This is a genomic window from Rhodanobacter koreensis (assembly GCF_054782855.1).
In genome coordinates this window covers 327,256-344,170 of sequence record NZ_BAAGRR010000002.1, presented here as the reverse complement: position 1 = coordinate 344,170, position 16,915 = coordinate 327,256, and the positions used below count along the sequence as shown (strand labels likewise).

At 63.4% G+C, this 16,915-nt stretch carries 18 protein-coding genes and 1 tRNA gene; 5 read left to right on the top strand and 14 right to left on the bottom strand.

All coding sequences use genetic code 11. The features are described from left to right. Window positions 1-143 precede the first annotated feature (143 nt). Window positions 144-944, bottom strand: a complete 801-nt coding sequence (locus tag ACYVKM_RS07335; RefSeq protein ID WP_460876957.1) for an AraC family transcriptional regulator — start codon at window positions 942-944, stop codon at window positions 144-146. 133 nt (window positions 945-1,077) lie between these two features. Between ACYVKM_RS07335 and ACYVKM_RS07330 the strand changes: the two genes are divergently transcribed. After that, window positions 1,078-2,328 carry an MFS transporter gene (locus ACYVKM_RS07330; protein ID WP_460876956.1) on the top strand — a complete coding sequence of 417 codons (1,251 nt, stop codon included), beginning with the start codon at window positions 1,078-1,080 and terminating at the stop codon, window positions 2,326-2,328. A 192-nt stretch (window positions 2,329-2,520) separates the two neighbouring features. On the opposite strand, the gene murB is transcribed toward ACYVKM_RS07330, so the two are convergent. The 6 genes from murB to amaB form a co-directional block, all read right to left on the bottom strand. Next, window positions 2,521-3,612 carry a UDP-N-acetylmuramate dehydrogenase gene (murB, locus tag ACYVKM_RS07325; protein WP_460877797.1) on the bottom strand — a complete coding sequence of 364 codons (1,092 nt, stop codon included), beginning with the start codon at window positions 3,610-3,612 and terminating at the stop codon, window positions 2,521-2,523. 10 nt (window positions 3,613-3,622) lie between these two features. Further along, a complete protein-coding gene (locus ACYVKM_RS07320; protein WP_460876955.1) occupies window positions 3,623-4,660 on the bottom strand; it encodes a quinone-dependent dihydroorotate dehydrogenase in 1,038 nt (345 codons plus the stop codon). Window positions 4,661-4,662: 2 nt separating this feature from the next. Beyond that, window positions 4,663-5,430: a class I SAM-dependent methyltransferase gene (locus tag ACYVKM_RS07315; RefSeq protein WP_460876954.1), complete on the bottom strand. Its 768-nt coding sequence runs from the start codon at window positions 5,428-5,430 to the stop codon at window positions 4,663-4,665. 17 nt (window positions 5,431-5,447) lie between these two features. After that, a complete protein-coding gene (locus ACYVKM_RS07310) occupies window positions 5,448-6,224 on the bottom strand; it encodes an SDR family NAD(P)-dependent oxidoreductase (RefSeq protein ID WP_460876953.1) in 777 nt (258 codons plus the stop codon). Further along, window positions 6,221-6,538, bottom strand: coding sequence for a DUF4190 domain-containing protein (locus ACYVKM_RS07305; RefSeq protein WP_460876952.1), 318 nt, complete (start codon window positions 6,536-6,538; stop codon window positions 6,221-6,223). The genes ACYVKM_RS07310 and ACYVKM_RS07305 overlap by 4 nt, the downstream gene beginning before the upstream one ends. A gap of 94 nt (window positions 6,539-6,632) precedes the next feature. Beyond that, window positions 6,633-8,168 carry an L-piperidine-6-carboxylate dehydrogenase gene (gene amaB / locus ACYVKM_RS07300; protein ID WP_460876951.1) on the bottom strand — a complete coding sequence of 512 codons (1,536 nt, stop codon included), beginning with the start codon at window positions 8,166-8,168 and terminating at the stop codon, window positions 6,633-6,635. 136 nt (window positions 8,169-8,304) lie between these two features. Here amaB and ACYVKM_RS07295 point away from each other — a divergent pair. Continuing rightward, a tRNA-Arg gene (locus ACYVKM_RS07295) sits at window positions 8,305-8,381 on the top strand. A 152-nt stretch (window positions 8,382-8,533) separates the two neighbouring features. Here ACYVKM_RS07295 and ACYVKM_RS07290 read toward each other — a convergent pair. The 3 genes from ACYVKM_RS07290 to ACYVKM_RS07280 form a co-directional block, all read right to left on the bottom strand. Next, window positions 8,534-10,093, bottom strand: coding sequence for a protein adenylyltransferase SelO (locus ACYVKM_RS07290; RefSeq protein WP_460876950.1), 1,560 nt, complete (start codon window positions 10,091-10,093; stop codon window positions 8,534-8,536). Window positions 10,094-10,194: 101 nt separating this feature from the next. Then, on the bottom strand, window positions 10,195-10,749 hold the full coding sequence (locus tag ACYVKM_RS07285; RefSeq protein ID WP_460876949.1) for a lysozyme family protein: 555 nt from the start codon (window positions 10,747-10,749) through the stop codon (window positions 10,195-10,197). Window positions 10,750-10,771: 22 nt separating this feature from the next. Next, complete coding sequence (locus tag ACYVKM_RS07280; RefSeq protein ID WP_460876948.1) at window positions 10,772-11,167, bottom strand: hypothetical protein; 396 nt, start codon at window positions 11,165-11,167, stop codon at window positions 10,772-10,774. A 493-nt stretch (window positions 11,168-11,660) separates the two neighbouring features. Here ACYVKM_RS07280 and ACYVKM_RS07275 point away from each other — a divergent pair, with 493 nt between their 5' ends. Together ACYVKM_RS07275 and ACYVKM_RS07270 are read left to right on the top strand one after the other, a co-directional pair. Further along, entirely contained in the window at window positions 11,661-12,251 is a 591-nt protein-coding gene (locus ACYVKM_RS07275) for a DUF1415 domain-containing protein (RefSeq protein WP_460876947.1), read from the top strand. A 60-nt stretch (window positions 12,252-12,311) separates the two neighbouring features. Then, window positions 12,312-12,644: a YkgJ family cysteine cluster protein gene (locus ACYVKM_RS07270; RefSeq protein WP_460876946.1), complete on the top strand. Its 333-nt coding sequence runs from the start codon at window positions 12,312-12,314 to the stop codon at window positions 12,642-12,644. Between the two features lie 17 nt (window positions 12,645-12,661). Here ACYVKM_RS07270 and ACYVKM_RS07265 read toward each other — a convergent pair whose 3' ends face one another. Next, a complete protein-coding gene (locus ACYVKM_RS07265) occupies window positions 12,662-13,369 on the bottom strand; it encodes a pseudouridine synthase (protein WP_460876945.1) in 708 nt (235 codons plus the stop codon). Next, window positions 13,366-14,436 (bottom strand): class I SAM-dependent methyltransferase, encoded by a 1,071-nt coding sequence (locus ACYVKM_RS07260; RefSeq protein ID WP_460876944.1) that lies wholly within the window; start codon window positions 14,434-14,436, stop codon window positions 13,366-13,368. The genes ACYVKM_RS07265 and ACYVKM_RS07260 overlap by 4 nt, the downstream gene beginning before the upstream one ends. Window positions 14,437-14,503: 67 nt before the next feature. On the opposite strand from ACYVKM_RS07260, the gene ACYVKM_RS07255 reads away from it, so the two are divergent. Further along, window positions 14,504-14,941, top strand: coding sequence for a DUF4087 domain-containing protein (locus tag ACYVKM_RS07255; protein ID WP_460876943.1), 438 nt, complete (start codon window positions 14,504-14,506; stop codon window positions 14,939-14,941). A 79-nt stretch (window positions 14,942-15,020) separates the two neighbouring features. Here the strand turns inward: ACYVKM_RS07255 and ACYVKM_RS07250 are convergent, their stop codons facing one another. Then, a complete protein-coding gene (locus ACYVKM_RS07250) occupies window positions 15,021-15,362 on the bottom strand; it encodes a carboxymuconolactone decarboxylase family protein (protein WP_460876942.1) in 342 nt (113 codons plus the stop codon). A gap of 290 nt (window positions 15,363-15,652) precedes the next feature. Continuing rightward, entirely contained in the window at window positions 15,653-16,903 is a 1,251-nt protein-coding gene (locus ACYVKM_RS07245) for a Dol-P-Glc:Glc(2)Man(9)GlcNAc(2)-PP-Dol alpha-1,2-glucosyltransferase (RefSeq protein ID WP_460876941.1), read from the bottom strand. Window positions 16,904-16,915: the final 12 nt, after the last annotated feature.

Here is a 16,915-nt window from a genome sequence, read left to right as displayed (position 1 = left end):
ATGCTAACTCCCCGTCTGCACAGTCGCAGAGATATGACAAGACGAGGCAAGTCACAGCCTGCCATCCAAGCTTGACAGGCCAGTGACCGTGGCTGCATGCCATGCGGATTTGTCGCGGGTTTGACTGATGCCCATGCAGATACTCATGCGTCGACGACGGCGCGGGCGGTTCGCTCGTCCGCTGCCAGATACCGGCTGGGTGCAGCTCCGAGTACCCGCCGGAACGCAGCGGTGAACGCACTGGCACTGCTATAGCCCAGATCGACCGCAACCTGGGTGATCGACGCGCCGCTGCCCAGCCGGGTCAGAGCAGCGAGCAGGCAAGCCTGCTGGCGCCATGCACTGAAACTCATGCCGGTCTGCTGGCGGAACAGCCGAGTGAAACTGCGCCGGCTCATGCCAGCCTTGTGCGCCATGACGTCGATGTCGATTTCCAATGCCGGTGCGGCGATCAGCGCGCGGCACAGACGGGCCAGCCGCGGATCGCGCGGCAACGGTGTGTTCAACGCGAGCGCCGGCATCGCAGCGATCTCGTCCAGCAGCAGGGCCATCACCCGGCCGTCGCGACCTTCCAGTGTGTACTCGGCCGGCAGGTCCACCGCCTCCAGCAGCAAGGCATGCAGCAGCAGCGATACTCCGATCACCCGGCAATGGGTGGGCAACTGCGTGGCAGCCTCACCCCTTACGTAGGCGCTGCGGGTAGATACCACGCCGCTCATGCGCACCTCGTGCGCGACACCGCCCGGAATCCACAGCGCGCGACGCGGGGGCACCACCCAGCTGCCTTCGTCGGTGATTACAGTAACCACGCCGGTGGCGGCGTACAGCAGCTGGCCGCGTTTGTGGGCGTGGCGCGGCAGGACGAAATGCGGCGGATAGTCGTTGCCGGTAATAACCACATCGCGCGGGGTGTCTTCGTAATGGGTGACGCGTGCGTTGCGCATGATGAGCGGTGGTTTGGCCCGAATTCGACAACATTTGACCCACCGATGCATGCGGGCCGATGCCGACCACTCTAAAGTGGCGCCTCCGGCGATGCAATGCGCACCGCTCCTTCCCTACCCCCGAGAGTTTTCCATGGACACCCGCGTCGACGAGGCGAGCCTGCCGGCTCAGCCGACGACCCCACCGATGGCGCAATCAACGCAGCACGCCGAGGGCACCGCCTTCGGCGTGCTCGGTGGCATCAGCTTCGCGCACATGCTCAACGACATGATCCAGTCGCTGATCCTGGCGATCTATCCGATCCTGAAAAGCGATTTCCACCTGAGCTTCGCCCAGGTCGGCCTGATCACCCTGACCTATCAGCTCACCGCCTCGATGCTGCAGCCATTGGTCGGCATGGTCACCGATCGGCGACCGATGCCGTATTCGCTGCCGGTGGGCATGGGCTTCACCCTGTGCGGCCTGTTGCTGCTGGCGGTGGCACCGAATTTCCCGATCCTGCTGGTCGCCGCTGCGCTGGTCGGCACCGGCTCGTCGGTGTTCCATCCGGAATCGTCGCGGGTGGCGCGAATGGCCTCAGGCGGACGGCATGGCCTGGCGCAATCGCTGTTCCAGGTCGGCGGCAACACCGGCTCGTCGCTGGGACCACTGCTGGCCGCATGGATCATCGTGCCGCACGGCCGCGGCAGCGTGGCGTGGTTCTCGCTGGCAGCGCTGCTGGCAATCGTGGTGCTGCTGCAGGTCGGGCGCTGGTACGGGCAACATCATGTTGCACGCAGCAAGTCCGCGGCGCGGCACCTCACCGTGGTGTCGCTCACGCGCAACCAGATCATCGGCGCATTGGCGATCCTTGGCCTGCTGATCTTCTCCAAGTATTTCTACCTGGCCAGCCTCAGCAGCTACTACACGTTTTATCTGATCCACAAATTCGGCGTGTCGGTGCAGAGTGCACAGGTTCACCTGTTCGTGTTCCTGTTCGCGGTGGCCGCCGGCTCGCTGATCGGCGGCCCGATCGGTGACCGCATCGGGCGCAAGTGGGTGATCTGGGTATCGATCCTCGGCGTGGCGCCGTTCACCCTGCTGCTGCCGCACGCGAACCTGCTGTGGACCGGTGTGCTCACCGTGGTGATCGGCCTGATCCTGGCTTCGGCGTTCTCGGCGATCCTGGTCTATGCGCAGGAACTGATCCCAGGCAGGGTCGGCATGATCTCCGGCCTGTTCTTCGGCTTCGCGTTCGGCATGGGTGGCATCGGTGCGGCCGTGCTCGGTGGATTGGCGGATGCGCATGGCATCGAATACGTCTACCGGTTGTGTGCGTATCTGCCGTTGATGGGATTGATTACGGTGTTTCTGCCGAATATCGAGAAGCGGGCCCACACCTGAGATTTGTTGCGGGAGTGGTTTCCGGGCACCCCGAACCGATTCGTTTCTTTGTCGTCATTCCGGCGCAGGTCGGAATCGCTTTGCAGCAGCTGCGCCGGTCATCCGTATTGCTGATGCGAAACCGGATGGCTGGTCAATATGGTCATGGTGATGCGATTCCGGCCTGCGCCGGAATGACGGTGCTGGGAGGCTTCAGCGCGCGCCGATCACTACCGGCTCCGGCTCCAGCGCAACGCCGAATTTCTCGTGCACACCATGCATCACCCGCTGCGCCAGCGCCCACAGTTGCGACCCCGTCGCCTTACCGTGATTGACCAGCACCAGCGCATGCCGGTTGGAGATGCCTGCATCACCTTCGCGCATACCCTTGAAACCGGCAGCCTCGATCATCCACGCGGCAGACACTTTGTAGCGACCGTCCGGCTGCAGCCACACAGCCAGGCCAGGATGTTCGCGCTTGAGCGCGTCGGCCAGCTCCGCGTCGACGATCTGGTTCTTGAAGAAGCTGCCGGCGTTGCCGATCACCATCGGATCGGGCAGCTTGCTGGTACGCAGGTGCACCACCGCTTCGGCCACGTGGAACGGCGCAGGCTTGTCCACGCCCATCCGCGCCAGCTGTTCGTTGATGCCGGCGTAGTCGGTCCGAAGCGGACGACTGCGCGGCAGCACGAAGCGTACGGCGGTGACGATGTAACGCCCTGGCTCATGCTTGAACAACGAGTCGCGGTAGGCGAACGCGCAGGTCGCATGATCGAGCGTCACCACGCGGCGTTCGCGGATATCCCACGCTTCCACACTTTCGATGAACTCGGCCACTTCGCAGCCATAGGCGCCGATGTTCTGGATCGGCGCGGCGCCGACGGTGCCGGGAATCAGGATCAGGTTTTCCAGACCGGCGTAGCCCTGGCCCAGAGTCCAGCGCACGAAGTCGTCCCAGCGCTCGCCGGCGGCCACGGCGATACGCGCGCTTTCGCCATCACTCTCAACATGGACGCCACTTGTGGCAAGCGTCTCAACATGGACGCCACTTGTGGCAAGCATTTCTTCTACAAAGACGCCACGGGTTTCCATCGCCAGCACGGTGCCGTCGAAGTCGCCAGTGAACAGCACGTTGCTGCCCTCGCCCAACACCAGCAGGCGTCCGTTGCGCACAGCCGGAAAGTCGAGCAACTCGGGCAGCTTGCTGGCGTCGCGAATTTCCGCCAGCAGCTTCGCCCGCGCGGCTACGCGCAGCGTATTGCGGTTGGCCAGCGAGGCATTTTCGATAAGCGTGTAGCCGCCCATGTCCGTGCGTTCAGGCAGCATTTTCAGCCTCGCGCTGACGGCGGATTTCATTGACGCATTCGGCGACCAGCTGTGGCCCACGATAGATCAGGCCCGAATAGACCTGCACCAGCGAGGCGCCGGCATCGAGCTTCTCGGCCGCATCGCTGCCATCCAGAATGCCGCCCACGCCGATCAGCGGGATGCGACCCTGCAAACGCTTATGCATGCCGGCCAGCACCGCGGTAGCACGCTCGAACAGGGGCTTGCCGGACAGGCCACCGGTTTCGCTGCCATGTGGATCGTCGGCTACGGCCGTGTGATCGATCGTGGTATTGCTGCAGATCACGCCGTCAATACCTGTGCGCAACAGTACCTCGGCGATCGAGTCCAGCTCGGCTTCGCCGAGATCCGGCGCGATCTTCAGCAGCATCGGCTTGCGCCGGCCATGCTGCGAGCCGAGGCGCTCCTGTGCCTCACGCAATACCGAAATGAAGCGGCGCAGCGTGGCCTCTTCCTGCAGGTCACGCAAACCCTTGGTGTTCGGCGATGAGATATTCACGGTGATATAGCTGGCGTGTTCGTATACGCGCGTGAGGCAGGTCAGGTAATCGTTGACTGCCTTTTCGTTCGGCGTGTCCTTGTTCTTGCCGATGTTGATACCGAGCACGCCGTGATAGCTGGATTGCTGCACATTGCGCACCAGCGCCTCGACGCCGCCATTGTTGAAGCCGAGCCGATTGATGATCGCCTCGTGCTGCGGCAGCCGGAACATGCGCGGCTTGTCGTTGCCTGGTTGTGGCAGCGGCGTCACCGTGCCGACTTCGATGAAGCCGAAGCCGAGCGCATCGAGCGCATCGAGGTGCTCGGCGTTCTTGTCCAGCCCGGCCGCCAGGCCGACCGGATTCGGGAACGTGATGCCGAACACCGTGGTCGGCAGGTCGGCCGGCGGCTTGGCGATCCAGTGCGCGAAGTTGCTGCGCTGGGCCACACCCAGCCCGTACAGGGTGACGCGATGCGCAGTCTCGGCATCGAGCTTGAACAGCAGCGGGCGCAGGTAGTCGTACATGGTCAGGCCAGATGTCCGGCAAAGATACGGGTGTCGTAGTCGAAGCTTATCGTGCCGTGTTCGGCGCAGCTGTCGAACAGTTCGCGCAGCGCCTGCAGCATCGGCTCGTGCATGGGATGACCGGCCGGCGGCGCGTAGGACGAGGACATCAGCCTGCCGCGCAGCGCCGCGAAATCCAGTCGCTGGCCGTGCTCGAAGCTGGCACTGCCGCGATAGCCGGCTCCGAACCAGGTGCGCATGCGTGCATCGTCCGCATAGCGTTCGGCCACGCTGGTGTAGTCGGTGCCAAAGGTCTGCAGCAAGGCCTCGTAGCCTTCGAGGAAACGCGTGCCGGTCAGCCGGCGCGAATTCCACCAGATCGCCGCCAGGCCACGCGGGCGCAGAATGCGTGCGAACTCGCGCCGCGTCGCTTCCTCGTCGAACCAGTGGAACGCCTGCGCCACGGTGACCAGATCCATGCCGGCATGCGGTAGTCCGGTGGCATCGGCACGACCGTCGACGGCAGCGAACCTTTCATATCCATGCAGCCAGTGTTCGGCGGCCGCACGCATCGGCGCGTTCGGTTCCACCGCGGTCACGCGATAGCCGGCGTCGAGGAACATCTTCGACGAAATGCCGGTACCGGCACCGATGTCGGCGACCTGCCAGCCGGCATCGACGCCCTGCACGCGCTGCAGCCACTCCAGCAGGGCTGGTGGATAGTCCGGCCGGTAGCGCACGTAATCATCAACGCGATTGCTGAAGCGCGTGGTGGAATGCAGCTCGCTCATGTCATCCGTCCGGTTGCTCAGCCATTGAGCATCTGGCCGCCGTCGACAGCCAGGGTCTGCCCGGTGATCCAGCCAGCCCATGGCGACGCAAGGAACAGTGCGGCATGGGCGATTTCCTCCGGCGTGCCGTAGCGGCCGAACGGAATCTTCGCCAGTACGGAGGCATAGCGCACAGGGTCCTCATGTTTGCAGCGATCCCACAGACCGTCGGCAAATTCGATCGACCCCGGCGCGATGGCGTTGACGCGGATGCGCTGTGCCGCGAGTGCCAGCGCTTGCGACATGGTGTAGTGGCTCAGTGCGGCTTTCATCGCCGCGTAGGACGGGCCGGTCGGGCGTGGACGCAGCGCCGCGATCGAACTGGTGTGCAGGATGCTGGCATGCGCCGATTCCGCCAGATGCGGCAGTGCCGCCCGCGAGGCGCGCACCGCTGCCATCAGGTCGACATTGAAGTCGGCCAGCCACGCCTCGTCGTTGTCGCCAAAGCCGTAACCGCTGGCGTTGTTGACCAGCACGTCGATGCCACCCATCGCAGCGGCCGAAGCCTCCACAAAATCACGAATGGCCGCTGCATCAGCCAGATCACAGCATTGTGTGTGAACGGTGGTATCCAGCGCAGCGATTTCATGCGCCACTTCGTCGAGCGCGCCCTGACCGCGGGCGCAAACCGATACCGAGGCGCCTGCCGCCGCGAATGCCAGCGCCATGCTGCGCCCGATCCCTTTGCTGCCGCCGGCGACGACGACACGGTAACCGCGGAAATCAAACGCTGCGGGCGGCATGAACGCCGTCATGAAAACACATGCCAGTGCGGGCCAAGATGCAGGAACATGGCACCGAAAAGCAGCATCAGCACGACGACGGCGATGATCGCGATCGCCAGATGGATATAGCCAAGCACCAGCCCGGCGATGGCCATGCCATCGCCCTCGATGACCGTGCCAGCCGGGGCGCGCCTTATCTCGCTGCGTGCCAGGTGACCGCAGATGACGGCCACGATCGCGCCGATGAAGGGCAACAGGCACCAGGAAAGAATGCCGAACACCAGACTCACCACCGCCAGCGTACTGGTGCTGGCAGCCGGTCGATACGCAGGTTGATAGCTCATCGCCGCTGCACTCGCTGTGGAAACTAGGGAGGGTGCCGCACCGTATTGCTGCCGATCACGGGCGGCAACGCCACCCGCGATCGATTTGGATCACTTACAGATCAAACTTGATGCCCTGGGCCAGCGGCAATGCGTCCGAATAGTTGATCGTGTTGGTCTGGCGGCGCATGTAGACCTTCCATGCGTCCGAGCCGGATTCGCGACCGCCGCCGGTTTCCTTCTCGCCGCCGAAGGCGCCGCCGATCTCCGCACCGGAGGTGCCGATGTTGACGTTGGCGATGCCGCAATCCGAACCGGCCGCCGACAGGAACTGCTCGCCCGCGCGCAAGTTGTTGGTGAAGATCGACGAGGACAGGCCCTGCGGCACGTCGTTCTGCATGTCGATCGCCTCGTCCAGCGTCTTGAACGGCATCACGTAGAGGATCGGCGCGAACGTCTCGGTCTGCACGACCTCATGCGAGTTCGCGATGCCGGTAACAATCGTCGGCAGCACGAAGTTGCCCTTGCGATCGGTCAGCGCTGCACCGCCGGTGGCGATCGTGCCGCCCGCCGCCTTGGCCTTCTCGACCGCGGCAAGGTAACCCTGCACCGCTTCGGAGCTGTTCAGCGGGCCCATCAGCGTGGTGGCCAGGGTCGGATCGCCGATCTTGCCCTCGACCTGCTTGTACGCCTTGACCAGGGTCTCCAGCACGTTCTTGTAGATCGACTCGTGCACGAACAGGCGGCGCGTGGTGGTGCAGCGCTGGCCGGCGGTGCCGACGGCGCCGAACACGATGCCCGGGATCGCCAGCTTCAGGTCGGCGCTTTCATCGAGGATGATCGCGTTGTTGCCGCCCAGCTCCAGCAGCGAGCGGCCCATGCGCTGTGCCACGCGCTCGCCGACCATGCGGCCGACCTTGGTCGAACCGGTGAAGCTGATCAGCGGGATGCGCTTGTCGTCGACGAACGCCTGCGACAGCTCGGTGCCGGCGTCGTTGAACAGGAAGAACAGATCCGGGAAGCCACCGGCCTTCAACGCCTCGTTGCAGATGCGGATCGTGGCGATCGCTGACAGCGGGGTCTTCGGCGACGGTTTCCAGATGCAGACGTCGCCGGCGATGGTGGCGAGCATCGCATTCCACGCCCACACCGCGACCGGGAAGTTGAACGCGCTGATGATGCCGACCAGACCGAGCGGATGGTACTGGTCGTACATGCGATGGCCCGGACGCTCCGAATGCATGGTGGCGCCGTACATCATGCGGCTCTGGCCCACCGCGAAGTCGGCGATGTCGATCATCTCCTGCACTTCGCCGTCGCCCTCGGGCTTGATCTTGCCCATCTCCAGCGCGACCAGCGAACCCAGCGCATCCTTGTGCTTGCGCAGCGCCTCGCCGCACAGGCGCACCGCTTCGCCGCGCTGCGGCGCCGGCGTCGTGCGCCACACCTTGAACGCAGCCTGCGCGCGCTTGACGATGATCTCGTAGTCGGCAGCACTGGACGCATGCACGGTGCCGAGCACCTCGCCGGTGGCCGGATTCACCGGCTGCAGCGCGCCGGCGTCGGTGGTCTTCGACCATTCGCCCTGACCGAGATACGAACCGGACTGCTCGCCGTGGAGGCCAAGCGCGGTGAGGATTGCGTGGGACATGGATGTCTCCTGGACTTGCGCGCCCGTGGGCGCCGTGGTGATGGCGGTTAATTGCCCATTCTAGCAGGCCACCGGTTCTTGCCGGATCATCGGTGGATCGCACCACGGCGGGATCCATGCGAAAATCGCCGCCGCTGCCCTCGTAGCTCAGTTGGATAGAGCGGCCCCCTCCTAAGGGGCAGGTCGGACGTTCGAATCGTCTCGAGGGCACCAATTTTATGACCACGAATGAACTCTGCTTCAATCTCGTCATTCCAGCGAAAGCTGGAATCCAGAGCCTTGGTTATTCGACGGACTGGAGGCGCTGGATCCCAGCTTTCGCTGGGATGACGGACGCTTGAGGGGTTTTCGAGGTTCCCCAGGGCTCAGGAACTGCACGAAAGCATCGAGCAACCGGCCTTGTGCCGCGCCCAGTCCGGACGCTTCTGCGCGAACGCCTCGTGGCCGGGCCGGTCGTCATACGGGTGGCGCATGACATCGAGCAGTTCGGCGATGCCGCTGATGTCACCCTGTTCGGCGCGGTCGATCGCCTGCTGGGCCAGGTAGTTGCGCAGTACATGGCGCGGATTCGCTGCGTACATCTTTTGGTGGCGTTGCCCGGACGACAACGGATCGTCGGCAAGCCGCGCGGCATAACGAAAAAGCCAGTCGTCGAGGGCTGGTTCCATCTCGCGCCGTTTCGCCTCGTCGTAGAACGCATCCTGCATCGGTGCCAGGGTCGGCGCTTGTGCATCGACCTCGGCCAGCGCACGAAACCACAACGTCATGTCGATCTCGACCTGCTGCATCAGCGACTGCAACGACTGCATCAAGGCCATGTCGTCGTCGCGGCATTCGGCCAGACCGAGCTTGGCGGCGATATTCGCGCGTTCGGCGGCGGCATAGGTCGCCGCATAACGATCCAGGCCGGCCTGCAGCGGTTCGACGCCATCGAACAATGGTGCCAGCGCACCGGCCAGGCGGCTGAGGTTCCACCACGCCACATTCGGTTGCTGACCGAAGCGGTAGCGACGGCGCTGTGCGTCGGTGGTGTTCGGCGTCCAATCCGGATCGTAGTTGTCGACCCAGCCGTACGGACCGTAGTCGATGGTGAGGCCGAGGATCGACATGTTGTCGGTGTTCATCACGCCATGCACGAAACCCACACGCATCCAGTGCGCGATCATGATCGCGGTACGTTCGCACACCTGCGCAAACCATTCGGCATACAGCGCCTCGCCCTGCCCGTCCAGCTCGGGGAAATCGCGGCGAATGGTGAAGTCGACCAGTTGCCGCAGCAAAGCTGTATCACCGCGCGAGGCAGGTAGTTCGAAATTACCGAAGCGAATGAACGAAGGCGCCACGCGGCAGACAATGGCGCCTGGCTCCGGCCTCGCATGGCCGTCATAGAACATGTCGCGCACGACCGGCTCACCGGTATCCACCAGGCTCAACGCACGCGTGGTCGGCACACCGAGATGATGCATCGCCTCGCTGCACAGGAACTCGCGCACCGACGAACGCAACACGGCGCGACCATCCGCACCACGCGAATACGGTGTCGGGCCGGCGCCCTTCAGCTGCATTTCCCAGCGTTCGCCGGCGGCGTTGATCGTCTCGCCCAGCGAGATCGCCCGCCCGTCGCCCAGCTGGCCTGCCCAGTTGCCAAATTGATGTCCACCGTAATTCGCCGCATACGGCTGCATGCCGTCCAGCAGCGCATTGCCGCTGAACAATTGCGCAAACTCCGGTGTGGCGACTTCAGCCTCGCTGAAACCCAGTACTGCCGCCATCTCGGCCGAATGCGCCAGCAGGCGTGGCGCAGCGACCGGCGTGGGCGTCACTGTCGAATACAACGCGCCTTCGACCTGGCGCAGATGCGGCCCCTGCTCCGGGTCACCGGGCAATTCGCGGACGAACGCGTTGTCGAAGTGCAGCTTGAACATGGGCAGAGGGGCCGGATGAAGGTGTACACCTTATATCCGGGCGCATGTCATGCAGCGCAATACCTCAATGGGTAGGCACGCGTCTGCCGCATCAGTGGAGATCAGGCATGCGCTGCGGACTGGTGTGTAGCGATCTGTGCAGCTCTGCCCGAACGATAGAGGCTTTTGAGCCGCTGATAGACCGCCAATACGGCCATGCCGTAATCCCTGGCCAACTCGGGCGTGTGGCTGTGGTAGTAGCCGACCCCCAGCACCGGGTCACGAGTTTCGTGCATGCCATCGCGCAGGATCTTCGCAGCAACGGTGATGTTCGTCCGCGGGTCGAGCAGGGTCAGAGGATCGGGAACGGCGTCCCGGTGCATCGGGTAATAGACCTGCATGATGCCGACATCCTGAACCACGGAGCCGAACTGGCTGGCCACAGCCATCTCCATCTGTACGTGGTGCCGGTCACCGAGAACCAGGCGATCGTTGACCCTGAACAGCCATGGGGTCGGGCCGACCTTTCCATCGGGAAGCAGTGCGCGGGATTCAACGAGTGCCACACTGTAGAGGAGCAGCGGGTCCAGGCCGGACGACCTGCCTACCTGTGCCCACAAGCTGTCCCGGGATGCAATGTCCAGATCCGGTTCGGCAACCGGCATCATCAGATCCATCGTACTGACGTCAGTCAACAGTTCACCGGGGGCTGGCGCCTGCGGCGAAACCGAAGGTGATGGGCTCGGCACTGGCGAGGCCTGCGTGGTTTTCATGGCATCCGGTCGCGGCGTGGGCACGGCAACCGATGCCGTTGCAGTCGTGGCGAATACCGGCTTCCCAGCCCGAGCGCTGATCGGCGAGGGTTGCCGCGGCTCCAACTGTGAAGGCGCCAGCCTCATGCCGGGCAGGACAAGCATGGCAGCGAGCACCATGCAAAACGAAGCCGCCACTATCACCCTTCGGCGCCCCGTTCTCAGGAATGGCGCCATCTGCACCTGAACCGGAACAGCCTGCCTGTTCGCCCACTTCGAAGGAGCCGATACCAGCGGCGACCAGTCTGTCGGCATATTGGCAACCGAGTTGGCGGATTTCCATTCTGCCGGCGCCATCAAATAGACGCGGCGCGATCTGCGCCGCGCCGCGATTGGAGCAGGGTGAGGCCCCCTGGGCGGTTTGCCGGGGATAACTCGCAGAGAGAAGTCGTCCCGCTGCCTGGCCTCGAACCCCGGGGCAGCCAACCCCCCGAGGGCATCCAGGCTCATGACATCAACGGGCCCATCCATCAAACCATCCACAAGCGAATCCTTGTCGAACAACTAATTACGGACACAACAGCATCCCATGATTCACGGTCCGCCCCCTGTCTTCACAAGGTCGGCCGAACCGGGAATGCTCTCGCATCGAAGCACGCCACTGGATCAGCTCCGAGGCCCGCGCATCAGTGCAGGGAGCTGCGGGCAACGCACCAGGCGGCGACTTGTCGGCGAAATACATGGAAATTCCAAGCAAGTCCCATGCCTGATCGGGCATATCGACCGCTACTTACTCCAGTAATCTTACCGTCGACAGCCAACACGCCGGAAACCGCATGAGCGACATATCCCCTTCCAGCCTCAATGACGATGCCCTGCCCGAGGACGCACCGTACATCCACGCCACCACGCGCTGGCTGGAACGGGCGGTGATCGGCCTCAACCTGTGCCCGTTTGCCCGCGCACCGCACGTGCAGGGCAAGCTGCGCATGCGGGTCAGCCATGCTCGCGATACCGATGCGCTGCTGGACGAGCTGTGCGGCGAACTGCAGTCGCTCAATGCACTGACGCCGGACGAATGCGAGACCGGGCTGCTGATCCATCCGTTCGTGCTGAGGGATTTCCTCGACTACAACGACTTCCTCGACATGGCCGATGCGGCCGTGCAGGCGCTGGGGCTGGAGGGCGAGTGGCAGGTGGCCAGCTTCCATCCCGACTACCAGTTTGCCGACAGCGCTAAGGACGACATCGAGAATTTCAGCAACCGCTCACCCTACCCCACCTTGCATCTGTTGCGTGAATCCAGCATCGAACGCGCGATGGATGCGATGAGCGACACCGACAGCATCTACCGACGCAATATCGAGACACTGCAACAGCTCGGCCTCGATGGCTGGCAGGCGTTGTGGCACGACACGAAGAGCTGAGCATACCTACACGCAACATGCGGTTCACATTCACATCGAACGAAGCTGTCATGCTGACGAGTGAACAGCCTCCACGACCCCTACGCCGAAAGCGTCGACCCCAGCGTGCAATGCACGACCTGCGAAGCCGTGTGCTGTCGCCTCACCGTGGTGCTGATGCCCGACGACCACGTGCCGACCTGGCTGATCCATCGCGACGAACACGGCCTGGAGACCCTGGCCAAGGGTGAGGACGGCTGGTGTGCGGCGGTCAACCCGAACACCTCCGGCTGCACGATCTACGCGGACCGCCCGGCGATCTGCCGCAAGTTCGCAATGGGCAGCCCATGCTGCCGCGACGAACGACACAAATGGTTCGGCGACGCGATTCCTACCGCGGTACACATGCTGTAGGGCGGCAAACCCCGGGCTCAGGCGTCGTTGCCGAAAATCAACGCAATCTCGTCGGCGTCCAGCGCGCGCCATTCGCCCAGCGGCAACCCGCCCAGGGTGAGCCCACCCACCGAAATACGCTGCAGCGTCTCGACGTGATTACCCGCCGCCGCGAACATGCGACGTACCTGGTGATAGCGACCTTCGGTCACGGTGAGCCGGGCATGACGTGGGCCCAGCACCTCAAGGCTTGCCGGAGCCAGCGGCTCCTTTTCCGTTTCCAGCAGTAGCGTACCGCTGGCAAACAGCGCACCCTCGTCACCACGCAGGTCCTGCGCCAGCGTGGCCTCGTACACCTTGGTCACCTGCGCCTTCGGCGAGATGATTCGGTGCAGCAGCGCGCCATCGTCAGTGAACAGCAGCAGGCCGCTGGTATCGCGATCGAGCCGACCCACGCTCGATAACGCCGGCGTGCGCACGTTGTAACGCGGCGGCAGCAGGTCATACACCACCCGGCCCGGATCCTTGCGCGAACAGGTGACGCCGAGCGGCTTGTTCAACATCAGCACCAGGCCGGGCGGTGGATCGAGCGGTTCATCATCGACGCGGATGTGTTTGTGCGCCACCACGTCATCGGCGTACAACACCTCGCCATCCGCATCGGTGATGCGGCCGCTGCGAAACAGCTGGGTCACATCCTTGCGGCTGCCATAGCCGAGATTCGCAATCAGCTTGACCAGTTTCATTGTCTCACTCCAACCGCTTCGATCACCTTGAAACCTTCCTGCACGACCAGCGTGCGCACTTCACCGAAACGCGAGGCCAGCACGGCCTCATAGGGCAGATGGCGATTCGCCACGATGAACAAGCGCCCTGCCGGCCGCAACGCATCAGCCGCGCTGGTGATGAAGGCCTGACCCAGTTCAGGCAGATCGGCGCGCCCCTGATGGAACGGCGGATTGCTGACGATGGCGTCGTAACGCTGCGACAGGCCGCGGGTGACATCGCTCCAGTGCACCGCTACCGCCAGCTCGCGTCCACACTCGCGCTGCGCCCTGGCCAGATTGACCCGCGCCGGCTCCAGCGCACGCGCCTCGGCCTCGTACAGATCGATCGCGTCGACGTTCGGGCAGCGTGCGGCGACCTGCGCGGCAAGATAGCCGTAACCGGCACCGAGATCCGCCACGCGTCCGTGCAGATCATTCGGCAGATGAGTGGCCAGCAGTGCCGAGGCACGATCGATGCGGTCCCACGCGAACAGGCCGGGACGGCTGATGTAACCATCGACAATGCCGCGCGGCGCATCCAGCGCCTGCCATTCGGCCAGCAATGCCTGGTCGATATCCGCTGGCTTTGGGGTGCTCCAGAACACCCGGCACTTGTGCTTGGACAGGTGCTGAACGGCGCCGGTCAGTTTCGCCAGATCCGCTTCGCCCGACTTCGCGCCCTCGGCGTTCGGCATCGACGCCAGCACCGTGCCACCCGGTGCCGTGTGCAACAGCGCGCGCGCAAACAACGCACGCGCCTCGTCGCGCTGCCGCGGCGGCAACACCAGCACCAGCGGGAACCGTTCCCCGGCTTCCGGCTCACCCACACGCAAGCCGTTGCGACCCAGCTCATCGGCAAACGGCATGAAGCTCTGTTCGCACAACCAGCCGGGCCGCGCCATCTCGCGCAGACGCACGCCGGCACGCGCACGCAGGAACAGCGCACGGCCATCCGCCGGAAGCGGCAGCTCCGACGATTCGAGCGGAACAAAAAGGGCCGCCAGCGCCTCATCCGGCGCGGCCGCAAAAAATCCGGCAGCAGTCACGTCAATTCTTCAATCATGAAACAGTGGTGGCATTGTACGTGGTGAGCATTGTCGGTATCCGTACGCCGTGAGCCTGCGGACCTGTCGTAGCATGCTCCGGGAGCCGGGCACCGACACCACAGGGAAAGCGATGAAATACTGGAAAACTCTACCGACCCTGTTCTGCGCCATGCTGTTCGTATCCATGGCGGGAGCACAGGAATCGCCAGCCAGAGCACAGACCCGTTGCGGCTGGTTCGACAACCCAACGCCGGGGAATGCCTCGCTGTTCGATCGCGATGGCGAATGGGTGATCGGCATCCAGGGTGGTCATCAGGCCGAAGGTGACTGGCCCGAATTCGGTGATGCCCAGTGGGTCGACACCAACGGACACCATGGCCATGGCTGCGCCTGCCTCGACGTCGTGACCTCAGTGCACACGCATGAAATCATCCTCATCACGGCAGCCCGTGCCAAGGCCCTCAGGGTCTGTCGCAACGACCATGCATTGAAGGAACCGGACTGACGCCGGCATCCGGCACTCACGCATGGCACATGGCCACCGCCCTCGCACCGACAGGCGACGGCATTCATGCCATGCCGGCTCAACCGGAGGTGTGCGCGTTGACCGCATCCAGCACCCGCGCCGAATACACCATCGCGGCGCCGGCATTCATCGCCACGGCGACACCGAGTGCCTCGGCAATTTCCTCGCGACTGGCACCGTGCTTCAGGGCCTCGCCGGTATGCACCGTGATGCAGCCGTCGCAGCGGGTGGTGACCGCCACCGCCAGTGAAATCAGCTCGCGCGTCTTGGCGTCCAGGTGACCGGTCTTTTCGCCTGCACCAGACAGGGTCTGATAACCCCTCAATGTATCCGGGCTCAGCTTGCCGATCTCGCCGATGCGCCCGATCAATTCCTTGCGGTAACCCAGCCAATCCAACATGGAAGTCTCCTCGCTGATGTGGCGGTCGGGCACCGCGCCCGATCGTGGCAGCCAGTATCGCTCCACAGCACAGGCAAATGCACATCAGTGACTAAGTGCGTGCGACCAACCGACGCACATGCGTTGGCAATCCCCCGACAGCACTCAGCTGGCGGCAGATGGTCACCCACCATTGAGCGGGCTGGGCCTGTCATCGGTGATCAGCAGCACATCAATGCCAGGCAAAAGCATTCCGTCACACATGCTGTCTGTCGCAGGGTTCAGCTGATGATCCTTCTGGCATCAGGGGCTCAAAGCATGAAGCGCGACGCCAGGATGCTCAGCGCGAAGAACTGCGCCAGCACCACCCAGATACCGAGCGTGATGCGTTCGGCCGTATCGTTTCCCTGCCGCCTCAGTGCCAGCCACAACGCAAAGGGGATCAATGTGTAGCGCCCTTCAATCAACCAGGATGCCGCCAGATAGAAAGCGGCAAACGGAAAAAGCAGCCAGCCCTGTGAAACGCTGAACTGTGTATGTGCCAGCCCGCAAGCTGCAACAGTTGCGATCAGGCCGAATCCCCACCAGGCCCAATGATTTCGGGTAACCGCAGCGAGCACGGCGTTGTGCAGGAAATGATCTGCCGCAATCAGGTTGCCAAAATTGGTGACCGTGAAACCCACGGCATAGATCGCAAAAATTCCCAATGGAAACAGCAACCACCAGGGGTTTGTACGTACAGCCAGCGCGAATCGCCGCAAACCGCCCCACAACTGCAGCGGCAGGAAGATACCTGCAGCGAACAGGAAGAAAAACGGATTACCCCAATGGAGGCTCGCGTCCGGATGGATAGCGGTCTGGGAATTTGCGAAAACAATGGTGCCGTTCCACGCCCAGTACGCCAGAAACAAAAATGCGACAACGCAATACGGCCATGCGATGCGAAATACCCGGGATGCCGCAAGCCAAGGCCGCCAATGGGTTTCCTGCAAGATAGGCCACAGTGCATACATGGCCAGGAATCCCGCCCATACGACATCGTTCTGCCGCACTGCCATCGCCCCAATCAGGACCAGGGCAGCCAGTAGATGGCGATCACGCAACGTAGCCCAGAATGCGGCGAGCACCAGCGCTACCGACAAGATATCCGTATAGGCCAGGAAGCAATACGGATACAGCAACGGAAAAAACAGGAACTGAGCAACTGTGCGCGACAAATGCTCCTGCGCCAACTCCCGTCGCACCAGATAAAAGAACACGCCGCCCAGCAGGCCAAAGCACATGTTGACCGTTCGTACGCCAGCCAGCGACTGGCTACCGAACAGTTTCATGATGCCGGCCACCAGCAAATGGTAGCCGGGGATATTGGTCAGACGGGAATTGACATCGTGCAAGTGACCGTGAAGGAAGGTGAAAATCTGCGCCACGTGTACCCATTCGTCGACGATCAGCGTATCCACTGTGCGAGCGCGGACCATAGCCACCAGCCATGACAAGGCAAGCAATAGCCAGCCTGCCACGCACAGGTATCGAGAAAAGGGAAAGCCCGCCACTTGCGGCACGCGAGGGCGCCA